The following is a 12893-nucleotide window of genomic DNA, read 5'->3' as shown; positions in this document are numbered from 1 at the left end:
GGTGAGGAAGTTCTCGTAGAACAGGGCGAGTTCCAGCAGCGCCGGACCCAGCCGCTCGCGCAGCAAGTCCTGGTCCCCGGTGATCCCAGGGCGGCGAGTTCACCATCGGCGTCGCGACGCTGTGCGAGATGGTCGCGACCCGCCACCGCGGAACGCTCGTCGCGATCCTCAACGTCGGTCCCGGCGGCGTCGGCAACTTCCTCTCCTGTGGCTTGTTCCTCCTGCTCCTGGGACTGCTCGCGCCCGTGCTCGGCGGCGACCACCTGGTGTGGCGCTGGACGTTCGCCCTGATCGTGGTGGTATACAGACGGCGCCTGCCGGAGACCCCCCGCTTCCTCCTCTCCCAGGGACGCGTCGACGACGCCAACCGCTCACTGGCCCGGCGGACCGATTGAGTGCGCGACCGCGACGGAGCACCGACCCCTTCCAGAGCGCCTCGTCGAAGCGTTCGGCCATTGGGCAGGCTGCTACATCGGCCCGCTGACACGCGATGTTGCGGTGGTCATCGAGGACAACCCCGACCTCCTCGGACAGATCGTCGAGACCACGCCGCGACGTTTCGAGGAACTGATCACAGACGCGATCGCCGTCGAGTCGGTACGAGAGGCGGCCCGCCCTGTCGCACAGACGATGATCAGCGCAGCGGTCGGCCTCAAGTATCAGGTCGCATCACGGGAGTTCTATCTCGAACGGCTGACGGTCGCCATCGGTCTCCTGGTGCGCTGAAAACGCTCCCGGCCTCCTTATGGAACCGCCCCCCGATCGCTCCCCCCCGTTGAACTTGTGCCGGTTGCGGGCCTTGCTCGTGCTGGGGATGGCCACTCTCACCTTCCCCTGCAGTCACGGCCTCGACGCTACGAGGGGAAGGTCATCGGGGACAACGGCCGCGTCTGCGGACGGGCGTTCGTCATGCACGTGCGGGACCTGACCGAGATCCGCCACGCCCACGTCATGGACGACGGGCGTGGCCGGACCAACGGCCGAAGCGGCGGTCACCGCCTCGGCACCCATCGGGTGGTGCCGCCAGAAGCCGGCTCTCTCTCCTGGCCGCAGTGGTGTTTCCCTGGCGTCCTCCGGGCTACGGCATGCTGTTCTCGGCGTACGTCCAGTAGGTGTGGCGGACCATGGTCCGGAAGTTGTTGCGCACCAGCGGGACGGGCCGGATGGCGGGGTTGGGCAGGTCGGCGGCGTCCATCAGCACCCGGTACGTGTCGAGCAGGTTGTTGTTCGCGGCTTGCCAGTTGATCCACGCGTCGCGGAGGTTGAGCGCTCCGGTGATCCCGATGGTGGCGAAGGCACCCGCGACGCCGACCATGGTGACCGGGTTGAGGCCGGTGTAGATCAGAGCGGCGAGGGCAGTGGCCAGGGCCGGCACGGTGGCCAGGATCCGGCCGATCTGGCTGAGGTAGATCGCGCGCTGCTGCTGTGCGGCCCTGGCCTGGGTCAGGAAGGTGTTCAGGGGTCCCTGGACGTTGGCGGCGTTCCCGAACCGGCGGAAGTCCTGGCCGTAGACGGCACCGTCCTGGCCGGTGACCTGGATCATGACATGCTCGGGAACCTCGGCGCCGTTCGTCTCACGGTACGCGGCGAGGCCGACGTAGCCCATGCCCTGCGAGTTCACCCGGTCGTACTCGTGCGGATAGGCCGTCGGGTGGAAGATTCCCGTCTGCGCCGGGTTCCCCAGCGTCTGGCGCCCGCGGATGATTCTTTGGATGACGAAGACCGACTGCCTGGCGTTCGACTGGACCTTGTAGCGGTCGACGATCGCGTTCCGGTACGTCCAGACGATCTGGGCCGTGCCGCCGTACGACTCGACGTACACCTTCGTGCCCGCGTCCCCGTCGAAGTTCGAGATCACCAGCTCACAGCCGACCACCGGGCAGGCAGCAGCGGCCTCGGCGCGGGTCGGCAGGGTCAGCGATCCTGCGGCGGCCGCGAGGATCAGTGCGCAGCAGATCAGGGCCCGGCGCACCACCCCCTGCCGTGCGGGGGAGAAGAGTGTCAGGAGATTCATCTATGACCCTTTCTTACCTTGGCCTCGTGCCGTCGTCGCGGCGTTTGGGTGTTTCCGTACAAGGCCGATGGTGCGGTCACACAAGGCTCATACGCGAGTTGTGCGTTTGTTGCGTATGTCGTGCGACCGCGTGAATTGGAGAAGTCGGATCGCCGAACGGAAGCACCCCAGAAGCGGGGTCTGCTCACCGCCTCGTTCACCTCAGGGGGCCAGTGCTGCTCCCGCTTCGGCTGCGTTGTAGGGAATCAGGGAGTGGCAGGGCTGTGGTGGCACCGGAGCGCATTGCCGAACAACGCGCTGACGGTCACGCAGGCGGTCCCCGTCCGCCGCGACGCCGGCGATGTGGATACGACTTCCCTGCCATCGCCTGTGACGGTGCCCGCATAGGTTTCGGCCCTGCGCGGTGAGGGAGCAGTAGCTGGTCCGACCGCTGCTTCGTGAGCCGATGTGCCGCGTGAAGCAATCCGCGAGCGGCATAGCTGACTCCGCAGCGGAATTCAGCTGTCGAAGCACCTGCGCGAGCATCCGGCGCCGTGGTCGTGGACATGTGGTTCCTCTCCTCACTCGCCTTGCGGTATCCAGATGACCCGATCAAGGTGCCGCAGGCCTCAGCGCTCGATCAGAGATAGCTCAAAGATGGATGAGTGTCGCTGCCCAGCCGCATCTCAGGACTGAACTCGGCAGGGACGAGCAGCCGTAGCCGGAACGAGGTTCCTCACTCCGGCTGCTCGACGGGTCGGGAGTCGCTGTGCGCGACGTAAAGATCGTTGCGATCACGCTTGGCGGCCTTCTCCGCATCGACGAACGCGTAGTGCACGGTTGCTCCGTCGATTTCACCGTGAAGAAGATCGCCGTGAACTCAACCGATCAGTGATCTGCCGCTGAAGGGCAGCAGCGGAGCGGCGGGATCGTCAGGCGGGCGTCTGTTCGTCCTCGGCGCCCGTGGCCCACCGTAAGAGCGTGTGTCCTGCTGCGGAACCTATGCACCCGGTGCACCAGCGGCCCGCATTCGAACGGGCGGTCCTAGCAGGTTCTTGCAGGCGAGGGAGAAGGCGGGCACCAGCCGGTCGCCGAAGACGCAGAGGGTCCGCTCCCAGGGCTGACCGAGCAGGCCGGCGGCGTAGTCCTGGGACAGGAAAATAACGTAGTCACCGTTAGGGCACACGGGTACGAGCCAGGAGTTCAGGTCGTGCGGATCCACCATGCGTGACGGCCGGAACGCGTACCCGTTGTGCTGCCAGTTCAGGGCGAACAGGGGCTCGGGCACGTGGGTCAGGAGAACGTCCCGGGCTGCTGTCGCAAGCTCGCGTTCCCGTGCACGGGAGGGGCTATCCGCGCGAGGCAGAATTCCGTCGACACTCCAGGTCGCGGAGCCCGGCGGCTCGGCGAATACCGGCCAGTCCGCAGGGTTGATACTCGGCCGGAATCGGAATTCCCGATGGATCCGACGCCAGGTCGATTCATAGTCGGCGACAGGCAGTTCGATCCAGGCCTCGGCCATGGTGGAGAGCACCTCCCTGTTCTTGTTCGTGGCTGTTCTCCCGCCGAGCGGGGGTGTGCCCTCCTCGACCGCTGAGAGAAGGGCGTCGCCCCGCCCCGCGTACAGAGCGACGCCGGGTGTTTTCCCGCTCCCTACCAGTACTGCCCGAGGTAGTAGAAGTCTGTGTAGTGATTGTCCGTGAAGAACAGATGTCCGTTCCAGTCGTCCCGGACGAGTCGAAACGCGTCCCGGGCGCGTCCGCGAACCCCGAAGTTGACGTCGTACTCCGTGAATCTGCCGTGCCAGTTGGCGGCGTTGTACAGGGCGAAATGGTGATGCCCTGCGGAGTCGGTTGTGGTGATTCCGGTGTCTCCGGTCCGGCCGCCGAGCAAGAACCTCCGCAACTGCCCGTCGTTGTCCCGGTAGCGGCCGCCGAGGTAGATCCAGTCGGTATTCACCTGAGGCTGGTGATGCGCGTTGATCTGGAGCGTGTCGCGCCGCCACCAGCCCACGTTGGCGTTGATGTTCCCTTCGGGCCATTGGGCGTGTCCGTTTGTGTTCTGCCAGAAATTGATGGCCGTAGTGATGTGCGGGCCACCGTGGTAGGGATTGGCCGCGGTGAAGTACACCCTTGCACTGGCCGGCCCTGCGGGGAACATCAGGACGAAGGCCGACAGAAATACGGCGACGAGGGCTCTGATGCTCAGTTGGCGTCCTCCCCTGAGCGGGGCTGTTTTTCTCCGGTTTTCCCCTGCTAGGCGTTCAGCAAGTGCCACGGCTTCCCCTTCTTGGTGGGCGACGCTTTTCCCCAGGGCGGCACTACCGGTCCAGGGATTGACACGCTTCTGGGCAAAACACTCGGCCGGGACGTATGAACGCATCGGAAAGGCCAGGAACTGTGACTTCCGGGTCAAAGTAATACGGGGGAGGCTTCGGCGCCATTTCAGGCGATCGACGTCTGACCGGACACGCCGGCGTCCTGATTCTCGTCGCTGGTCCGAATCCGGGAAATCTGCACCGTGCGCCGTTCGGACACGCGCCTGATCGGTGCGGCCAGGTTCGGGCGCGCATCCGGGGCCGTCGTCGTCGCGAGGGCCGGGGTCATTGCCCAGTTCCTCATGCGCTGAACACGACGCCCCCTGCACGGTCTTGACGGCCGTGCAGGGCGTTTCGTCATGTCCGGGGTCGGTGCAGTGCGTCGATGGCTTCATGATGAGGGCGCGACCGTCGGCGCCGTACACGGCGAGCTCGGCCAGCCGGGCGAACGCCCGCAGGTAGATGTCGAGTGCACCGGGGGTTGTGACGGTCACCTTCGCCGTGAGCAGCTCCACATGGATGCGGGTGTCTTCGAAGACCGTGAACTGTTCGAGCGGCCACATGGCCTGTTCCCGGGGTGCCGCCGCGGGGATGATGCCCAGCGACATCGACGGCAGGGGCATCGCGGCGAGAAGGTTGCCGAGTTGGCTGGCCATCACGTCCGGTTCGCCGATCCGCGGTGGTTGAGGACGTTCTCCTCGATCAGGGTCGCGAAGCGGTGGTCGGTTTCGTGGATGACCGGCGCGCGGCGTATGCCGACTTCGACCGCCTCGCTCACGTCGTCCGGGGTTCCGCGGAAGCCCGCGATCGTGTGCATGAGTCTCGACTTGGTGGCCCGTTCCGGCACAGCCCCGTTCGTCTCCGTGGACCCGGCCGCACGCACGTCCCGCAGCGACCGTGACCTGACGGAAGCGGTTCGCACCGCCCTCGACCGCGGCTCACCCGGCGGGTCGGCAGCCTTGGACTGGCAGTCGACCACCGCGCCTCGATACTGGCGCTCGGCCACCGGAACGCTCACCTACGACTGGGGGCGGGAGTGGGGAGCGTGGCCACTGACTGTCTGACCGCGTCCTGACCGGGCCGGACCCCGTCCCGGGTCGGCCTTTCAGCTGTTACCGCAGGTAGTGAAGGCGCGGTCGAAAAAACTTGGGACATCACGGCAACCTATGCGGGCTCGGCAACCACTCATGGGCAGAGCCGGGCGATCACCCGCCCGGGCCTTCCGCGCCGTTCTGTGGCGCCATCAAGGAGATCTCCCCGATGAACGACATCAACGGCCCTACCGTCCCCGCCGGCCGAAGAAACAGCGAGACCAGGAGCGGCCCCCGTCGTGGCCGTCACCGACGGCGCCGGATCGCGCTGGGAGTGCTGCTCGGCATTCCGGCCGCCGTGGTGCCGTACGTGCTCTACACCCAGATGGAGTCACAGGCCGCGACCGTCGACAGCTCCGCCTACTACCGCCTGACATCGGTGCGCAGCGGGAAGGTCCTTGACGTTCCGGGCTTCTCCACGGCGGCCGGTACCGCGGTCCAGCAGTACACCGATCAGGACACAACGAACCAGCAGTGGCAGCTCAAGGCCGCGAGCGACGGCTACTACGAGTTGGTCAATCGCAACAGCGGCCTGGTGCTGGGTGTCCACGGCGCTTCCACGGCCAACAATGCCGCCACCGAGCAGCAGACCGACACCGGTGCCAGCAGCCAGCAGTGGAAGATCGCCGACTCGGGCAGCGGCACCGATGTCGTCAAGCTCACCTCCCGCCAGAGCGGCAAGGTGCTCGACGTCAAGGCCAAGTCCACCGCCAACGGTGCGGCTGTGGTCCAGTACACCGACAACGGCGGCACCAACCAGCAGTGGAAGCTGGTCAAGGAGGCCGCTGCGACGGCGACCCCCACCGCCTCGGCGAGCGGCACGACGAGTACCGCCACCGGCACGTACACCTGGCGCAACGCCCAGATCAACGGCGGCGGTTTCGTCGACGGCCTGGTCTTCAACCCCAGCCGCAAGGACCTGCTGTACGCGCGCACCGACATGGGCGGTGCTTACCGCTGGGACGCGTCCGCCAAGGTGTGGATCCCGCTGACGGACTTCCTCGGTGAGACCGACTGGAACCTACTGGGCATCGAGTCCGTCGCCACCGACCCGGTCGAGCCCGACCGCCTCTACCTCGCAACGGGTACGTACACCAACGACTGGGCGGGCAACGGCGCGATCCTGCGCTCCACCGACCAGGGCCAGTCCTTCAAGCGCGCCGACCTGCCGTTCAAGCTCGGCAGCAACGAGGACGGCCGCACCATGGGCGAGCGCCTGGTCGTCGACCCGGCCGACAACAGCACCCTTTACCTCGGCACCCGCAAGAACGGCCTGTGGCGCAGCACCGACTACGGCGCCACCTGGGCCCAGGTGAGCGGCTTCCCGGTCACGGACGGCGCGAGCAGCGGCGTCGGCATCTCGTTTGTCGCCTTCGACCCTAAGGACAGCAAGACGATCTATGCCGGGGTCGCCGACAAGACCACGAACCTGTACCGCTCCACCGACGGCGGCACCACCTGGAAGGCCGTTTCCGGTCAGCCCACCGGCCAGCTGCCGTACCACGGCGTGTTCTCCTCGGACGGCACGCTCTACCTCACGTACAGCGACGCCGTCGGCCCCAACGGCGCCACGGCGGGCACGGTGTGGAAGTACACGCCGTCGAGTTCCGCCTGGAAGGACATCTCGCCCTCCAGCGGCAGCTACGGCTTCGCCGGCTTGACCGTCGACCCGCAGAAGCCGTCCACAGTCATGGTGACCACCATCGACCGCTGGTGGCCCGAGGACGAGCTGTACCGCTCCACCGACGGCGGCTCCACCTGGAAGGCGCTCGGCGCCACCTCCGTCCGCGACGACTCCGCCGCCCCCTACGTCGGCACCGGCATCGGCCACTGGATGAGCGCCCTGGCCGTCGACCCCTTCGACTCCGGCCACGTCCTGTACGGGACCGGCTCGGGAATCTGGGGCAGCGACGACGTGACGGCGGCCGACAGCGGCGACAGCACCCACTGGACGGTCCGCGCGGCCGGCCTGGAGGAGACCGCGATCCAGGATCTCATCGCCCCGCCCGGTGGCGCGGCCCTGATCAGCGGCATGGGCGACATCGAGGGCTTCCGCCACGACGACCTCACCAAGGTCGCCGCCGCCCCGATGACCAATCCCAAGATGACCACGACGACCAGCCTGGACTTCGCCCAGTCCAAGCCCGATGTCATGGTGCGCGTCGGCCGCGGCGGCACCCAGGACGGCGCCTACTCCAGCGACGGCGGCACCACCTGGACCCCGTTCGGCGGCGAGCCGGTCAGCAGCGCAGACAGCGGCAAGGTGGGGATCTCGGCGGACGGCGCCACTATCATCTGGACGGAGTCCGGCCAGGCTCCGTACCGCTCCACCGACAAGGGCGCCACCTGGACCAAGGTCAGCGGCCTGGCCGCCGACGCGGTGGTCGAAGCCGACCGCTCCTCCGCCGACACGTTCTACTCCCTGACCGGCGGCACCCTCTACGCCAGCACCGACGGCGGCAAGACCTTCACGTCCCGCGCCACCGGCCTGGGCACCGGCGCCCAGCTCAAGGCCGTCCCGGGCGTGGCCAAGGACCTGTGGGTGGCCAGCACCACCAAGGGCCTGCTCCATTCCACCGACGGCGGCGCAACCTTCACCGCCCTCACCACGGTGAAGTACGCGAGTGCCGTCGGCTTCGGCAAGGAGGCCTCCGGCGCCACCTACCAGGCCCTGTACCTCATCGGCACCGTAGGAGACGTCACCGGCGTCTTCCGCTCCACCGACACCGGCGCCACCTGGACCCGCGTCAACGACGACGCCCACCAGTGGGGCGGCATCGGCGGCGTCGGCGTCATCACCGGCGACCCTGACACCTACGGCAGGGTCTACGTCGGCACCAACGGACGCGGCATCCAATACGGCGACCCGTCCTGACCCAGGTGTTGCGAAACCTTGGGGCACGGTCCGCACAGACCGTGCCCCAAGGTCCTGCCGTTGGGCTGTGACCTGCCACCGCTCCTGGGGGTGTCCGGCCACTGGCCGAGGTCAGCTCCGTCGGAGTGCAACCGCCGCTGACATGGAGCGACTAGCCGCTGAGCCGGCTGGTGAGGAAGCGGCATGGATCTCGGCCGCGGCCTTTCCGGGCTGACCAGCGTTGTCGTGTGAGGACTCAGAACATGGTTAACGCCGTGTCATCGGGACACTCTTGACAGCCATCGGCGCCGCGGGCGGCGTGCCGGAGGCGCTGATGGCGAGTCATCAGGTCGGAGAGCTGTGCGATCTCCTGCCCCGGACCCAGCTGCTCTTCCCCGCCACCGGCCACCCAGGAGTGATCGGCGCGGCCGCGCTGAACGTTCTGCGCGACGGTGTGGTGATCGCAAGGGTCGGACACATGCCGTGGGAGTTGGGTGTGGGCTTGATCCGCTTTGACGGACATCCGAGATCAGGGGTTCTGCCCCGGGAGGATGTCCATCATGGAGAGTATGGGGAAGAAGAAGCCACGCCCTCGCCGCTCGTTCATGCCGGAGTTCAAGGCCGAGATCGTCGAGCTGTGCCGGCGTGGTGACCGCTCGGTCGGCCAGATCGCCAAGGACTTCGACCTGACCGAGACCGCCGTGCGGCTGTGGGTCAGCCAGGCCGAAGTCGACGCGGGCGAACGCGACGGACTGACCAGCAGCGAACGCGAGGAACTGGCCGCGCTGCGGCGGGAGAACCGCCGGCTGCGCGAGGACGTCGAGGTCCTCAAGCGGGCGACAGCTTTCTTCGCGTCAATGTCAGGCTGTTGGAGATCGGTGGGCGTGCGCGAGCCGAACTCGCCTGTGGTGGCTGGTCCTTGATTTGCCGCCGACCGGTGGCAGGATCCTGTCGATCGGTGGGCTGGCTCGTTTCTTCGCTGCCCCGCGAGGCGGTGGCTTGTCGGCGATGTGCCGCCCACCGATCGCAGGCCGTCCGGTGCGGTGTGGCTTGATAGGAGCGTGCCGCTGGCCCGATTGAGGCGTGCCCCCGGCGCCGGACGATCCGTTCGCGTCCGGCATCGTCGCAGGGAGGCACGTTGATCGTCGTCGGGATAGACGGACACAAGAACACGCACACGCTGGTGGCAGTCGATCCGCTGGGAAAGCGGCTGGCGGAACTGACCGTAGCTGCCCGACCCGCCGGCCATCTCAAGGCGCTGGCCTGGCTGCACGGCTTCGGTCCGGTGCTGGTAGCAGTCGAGGACTGCCGCCACCTGACCCGCCGGTTTGAGGCCGACCTACTCAACAGCGGACACGCGGTGGTACGGGTGCACACCCGGCTGATGGCCGGCGCGCGACGCTCGGCCCGGGAGCGCGGAAAGTCCGACCCGATCGACGCCGAGGCTGTGGCCCGGGTCGCTCTGCGCGAGCCAGACCTGCCCAAGGCATGCCTGGACGGGCCGAGCCGGGACATCAAACTGCTGGTCGACCACCGGCGCACCCTGGTCGCTCAGCGCACCGCGATCGGCAACAAGCTGCGCTGGTTCCTGCATGAACTCGACCCCGAGCTGGCCGTCGCCTCTCGCGGCCTGCGCCGCCTGTGCATCCTGGACCACCTGGCCCAAGCCCTGATCCATCATCGCGGGACACTCGCGGCCATCGCTGGCGAACTGGTCGCGGACTGCCGCCGTCTTTCGGAACGCATCAACGTGCTGGAGAGCCAGATCCGTCGTCTGGTCACCGCCCGAGCACCGCATCTGCTGGCGATCCCCGGCTGCGGCGTCCTGGGCGCCGCGGTCATCATCGGAGAGGCCGCCGACGCCACTCGGTTCGTCTCCAGGGCCGCCTTCGCCCGGTTCAACGGCACTGCCCCGATCCCCGTCTGGTCAGGGAACAAGGTTCGTGTCCGGCTCAACCGGGGCGGCAATCGCACCGTCAACCATGCTCTCCACATGATCGCCGTGACGCAGGTGCGAGGCGATGGCGAAGGCGCCGCCTACTTCGCCAAGCTACTCACTGCCGGCAAGACCAAGACGGAGGCGCTGCGTTTGCTGCGGCGTCGCATCTCCGACCGCGTCTACCGCGCTCTGCTCGCCGACCAAGCAGACCTCGACCAACCCCTCACTCCCCTCCCCTCAACGCCCATCAGCCTGGCTGCTTGACATAGGAGTCGACCGTTCACCTGCGGTGACGCCCCGCAGGCGTGAAAATCGGTACAGGGGCTGTCCGCCGACACCGCTTGATGTTTGGGCTGGGAGCCCGCATAGGAGTCTGGTGAGGGAGCCGCCCGAGGGGCCGCACACTGTCGCCTTGAGCACGCCGATCAGCTTCTCCGACCCCCTCAGGCTCCCCGGGCAGCCCCTGCCCGAACACCAGCACAACAGGGGGCAACCGATGGAGGAGTTGAGAGAAGACCACGACGACGGGACGGTCGCGCGGGTCGCGGCGATCGACATCGCCAAGGCATCCGGGATGGTCTGCCTGCGCGTCCCGCACGACACCATCGAAGGTCGGCGCGTCCAGCAGGTCTGGAACGTCGCCTCAACCACCAACGCGATCCTGGAACTCGGTGACCGCCTGGTCTGCCAGGGCATCGAGCGGGTCGTCATGGAAGCGACGGGCTCGTACTGGCGCCCGTTCTTCTACCTGCTGGAGGCCCGCGGCCTGGACTGCTGGCTCGTCAACGCGCGCGATGTGAAGAACGTCCCCGGGCGCCCGAAGACCGACAAGCTGGATGCGATCTGGCTGGCCAAGCTCGCCGAACGCGGCATGGTGCGGGCCTCGTTCGTCCCGCCGAAGGCCGTCAGGCAGCTGCGGGATTTCACTCGCACCCGCACCGTGTTCGTCCAGGAACGCACCCGCCACAAGCACCGGGTGGACAAAGCTCTCCAGGACGCGCAGATCAAATTGTCCGACGTCGTCTCGGACCTGTTCGGCATGTCCGGGCGGGCCATGCTCGACGCGATGGTCTCCGGCGAACGCAACCCGCGCACCCTCGCCGACCTCGCCAAGGGCAGCCTGGTCAAGAAGAAGGCCGCCCTCATCGAGGGCCTGACCGGGCAGTTCGAGGACCACCATGCCCGGCTGCTGCGGGTGCTGCTGGGCACCGTCGACCATCTCACCGCCCAGATCCAGGAACTCGACCGGCTCATCACTGGCACGATGGAGGAGATCACCACCCCGCACGGCGGCCCAGGAACGGAACCGTCCGCCGGCGGCGTGAACGCCCGCGCCCTGGCCGAGAAGCTGGACGTCGTCCCGGGGATCGGGCCGGCCACCGCGCAGATCATCCTCGCCGAGATCGGTGCGGACATGAGCCGCTTCCCCACCCCCGAACACCTCGTCTCGTGGGCCAAGTTGTGCCCCCGCACGATCCAGTCCGGCGCGAAGAACACGGCAGGCCCGGCCGGCAAGGGCAACCCCTGGCTCAAGGGCGCCCTCGGCGAGGCCGCCAACGCCGCCGCCCGCACCGACACCTTCCTCGGCGCCCGCTACCGGCGCATCGTCAAACGCCGCGGCCACGCCAGAGCCCTGGTCGCCGTCGCCCGCTCGATACTCGTCATCACCTGGCACCTGATCAACGACCCGGACGCCTCCTACCAGGAACTCGGCGCCGACTGGCACCAACGCCATCTCAACCCCGCCCGCAAGACCCGCGACCTCGTCCGCCAACTCCAGGCCCTCGGCCACCAGGTCACTCTCGAACCCGCGACCGCCTGACCCGCCCCACCCCGGCATCCGAGCCGCAAGCGGCCCGGATGCCACCGCCTGCCCTCCCGAAGATCGATTTTCCGATCAGCATCAAGGAGACCCGGTGACGGTCCACCCGTTCATCGAGGCGGAAAAGCATGGCGGTCACAGCGTCAAGCGTGCGTGTGAACTGCTGCAGGTCTCCCGAACCGCCTTCTACGCCCGCCGCACCGGCAATCCCGGCCCGCGGGCGGTCCGTGACGCCGAACTGACCGAGAAGATCACGGAAGTCCACGAGCGGTCCCGTGGAACCTACGGGGTCCCGCGGGTCCATGCCGCCCTGCAACGACAGGGCGAGGACTGCGGACGGCGCCGCGTCGCCCGGCTGATGCGCGACGCCGGGCTGCAGGGCCGCCACCGCAGACGACGGCATCTGGCAACAGTCCCCGACCCGCGGGCCGCCGCCCGGCCCGACCTTCTCGTCCGCGACTTCGCTCCCGACCCGGACGGCCTCGACACCCGATGGTGCGGTGACATCACCTACGTGCCGACCGCGGAGGGCTGGCTCTATCTGGCCACCGTCATCGACATCGCCTCCCGCCGCGTGGTCGGCTGGTCCACCGCCGACCACCTGCGGACCGAACTGGTCGCCGACGCTCTCCAGTCCGCCTGCCGCGATCGTCGTCCCGCGCGGCCGGTGATCTTTCACTCGGATCGCGGCTGTCAGTGCACCAGTCAGCAATTCGCCACTCTGGCAACGGAGTTCGGCATCCGTCTGTCGGTCGGCCGCACCGGGCAGTGCTGGGACAACGCGCTTGCCGAGTCGTTCTTCGCCACCATCAAACAGGAGTTGCTCGACACTAGCTCCTGGCCCAGCCGGGCCGCCGCCCGCACCGCGATCTTCGAC

The 12893-nt window shown here is 67.8% G+C and carries 10 protein-coding genes and 2 pseudogenes; 8 read left to right on the top strand and 4 right to left on the bottom strand.

The genetic code is table 11. The features are described 5' to 3' along the window. Window positions 1-101: 101 nt before the first annotated feature. Window positions 102-395: pseudogene (locus OG496_RS11295) on the top strand (MFS transporter); the annotation flags it as partial. Window positions 396-498: 103 nt separating this feature from the next. Beyond that, window positions 499-726 (top strand): hypothetical protein, encoded by a 228-nt coding sequence (locus OG496_RS11290; RefSeq protein ID WP_405970713.1) that lies wholly within the window; start codon window positions 499-501, stop codon window positions 724-726. A 352-nt stretch (window positions 727-1078) separates the two neighbouring features. Here OG496_RS11290 and OG496_RS11285 read toward each other — a convergent pair whose 3' ends face one another. The 4 genes from OG496_RS11285 to OG496_RS11270 all read right to left on the bottom strand — a co-directional run bounded on the left by OG496_RS11285 (window position 1079) and on the right by OG496_RS11270 (window position 5127). After that, entirely contained in the window at window positions 1079-2014 is a 936-nt protein-coding gene (locus OG496_RS11285; protein ID WP_405970712.1) for a hypothetical protein, read from the bottom strand. A 979-nt stretch (window positions 2015-2993) separates the two neighbouring features. After that, the gene (locus tag OG496_RS11280) at window positions 2994-3515 is read right to left on the bottom strand and encodes a DUF2716 domain-containing protein (protein ID WP_405970711.1); all 522 of its coding nucleotides are present in this window, start codon (window positions 3513-3515) and stop codon (window positions 2994-2996) included. Window positions 3516-3646: 131 nt separating this feature from the next. Beyond that, on the bottom strand, window positions 3647-4966 hold the full coding sequence (locus OG496_RS11275) for a Scr1 family TA system antitoxin-like transcriptional regulator (RefSeq protein ID WP_405970710.1): 1320 nt from the start codon (window positions 4964-4966) through the stop codon (window positions 3647-3649). After that, on the bottom strand, window positions 4966-5127 hold the full coding sequence (locus OG496_RS11270) for a hypothetical protein (RefSeq protein WP_405970709.1): 162 nt from the start codon (window positions 5125-5127) through the stop codon (window positions 4966-4968). Before OG496_RS11270 ends, OG496_RS11275 begins: the two co-directional genes overlap by 1 nt. Here OG496_RS11270 and OG496_RS11265 point away from each other — a divergent pair. The 6 genes and pseudogenes from OG496_RS11265 to OG496_RS11240 all read left to right on the top strand — a co-directional run. Further along, a complete protein-coding gene (locus OG496_RS11265; RefSeq protein ID WP_405970708.1) occupies window positions 5126-5374 on the top strand; it encodes a hypothetical protein in 249 nt (82 codons plus the stop codon). The genes OG496_RS11270 and OG496_RS11265 overlap by 2 nt on opposite strands. Before the next feature lie 196 nt (window positions 5375-5570). Continuing rightward, the gene (locus tag OG496_RS11260) at window positions 5571-8276 is read left to right on the top strand and encodes an RICIN domain-containing protein (RefSeq protein ID WP_405970707.1); all 2706 of its coding nucleotides are present in this window, start codon (window positions 5571-5573) and stop codon (window positions 8274-8276) included. Between the two features lie 539 nt (window positions 8277-8815). Next, on the top strand, window positions 8816-9178 hold the full coding sequence (locus OG496_RS11255; protein ID WP_405970706.1) for a transposase: 363 nt from the start codon (window positions 8816-8818) through the stop codon (window positions 9176-9178). Between the two features lie 215 nt (window positions 9179-9393). Then, window positions 9394-10458 (top strand): IS110 family transposase, encoded by a 1065-nt coding sequence (locus OG496_RS11250; protein WP_405970705.1) that lies wholly within the window; start codon window positions 9394-9396, stop codon window positions 10456-10458. Window positions 10459-10606: 148 nt separating this feature from the next. Further along, the gene (locus tag OG496_RS11245) at window positions 10607-12016 is read left to right on the top strand and encodes an IS110 family transposase (protein WP_405969132.1); all 1410 of its coding nucleotides are present in this window, start codon (window positions 10607-10609) and stop codon (window positions 12014-12016) included. Between the two features lie 94 nt (window positions 12017-12110). After that, window positions 12111-12890 (top strand): annotated as a pseudogene (locus tag OG496_RS11240) (IS3 family transposase); the annotation flags it as partial. Between the last annotated feature and the right edge of the window lie 3 nt (window positions 12891-12893).

Origin of the sequence: Streptomyces sp. NBC_00988 (assembly GCF_045162645.1) — a bacterium.
In the GTDB taxonomy this organism is placed as follows: Bacteria; Actinomycetota; Actinomycetes; order Streptomycetales; family Streptomycetaceae; genus Streptomyces.
Note: the sequence above shows the minus strand (reverse complement) of the source record. Positions and strands in the feature narration are given on the sequence as shown.

What these genes read in the sequence shown, in the direction of transcription:
- OG496_RS11285 (WP_405970712.1), bottom strand. Translation starts at nt 2,014, where the DNA reads ATGAATCTCCTGACACTCTTCTCCCCCGCACGGCAGGGGGTGGTGCGC.
- OG496_RS11255 (WP_405970706.1), top strand. Translation starts at nt 8,816, where the DNA reads ATGGAGAGTATGGGGAAGAAGAAGCCACGCCCTCGCCGCTCGTTCATG.
- OG496_RS11275 (WP_405970710.1), bottom strand. Translation starts at nt 4,966, where the DNA reads ATGGCCAGCCAACTCGGCAACCTTCTCGCCGCGATGCCCCTGCCGTCG.
- OG496_RS11270 (WP_405970709.1), bottom strand. Translation starts at nt 5,127, where the DNA reads ATGCACACGATCGCGGGCTTCCGCGGAACCCCGGACGACGTGAGCGAG.
- OG496_RS11260 (WP_405970707.1), top strand. Translation starts at nt 5,571, where the DNA reads ATGAACGACATCAACGGCCCTACCGTCCCCGCCGGCCGAAGAAACAGC.
- OG496_RS11265 (WP_405970708.1), top strand. Translation starts at nt 5,126, where the DNA reads ATGAGTCTCGACTTGGTGGCCCGTTCCGGCACAGCCCCGTTCGTCTCC.
- OG496_RS11280 (WP_405970711.1), bottom strand. Translation starts at nt 3,515, where the DNA reads ATGGCCGAGGCCTGGATCGAACTGCCTGTCGCCGACTATGAATCGACC.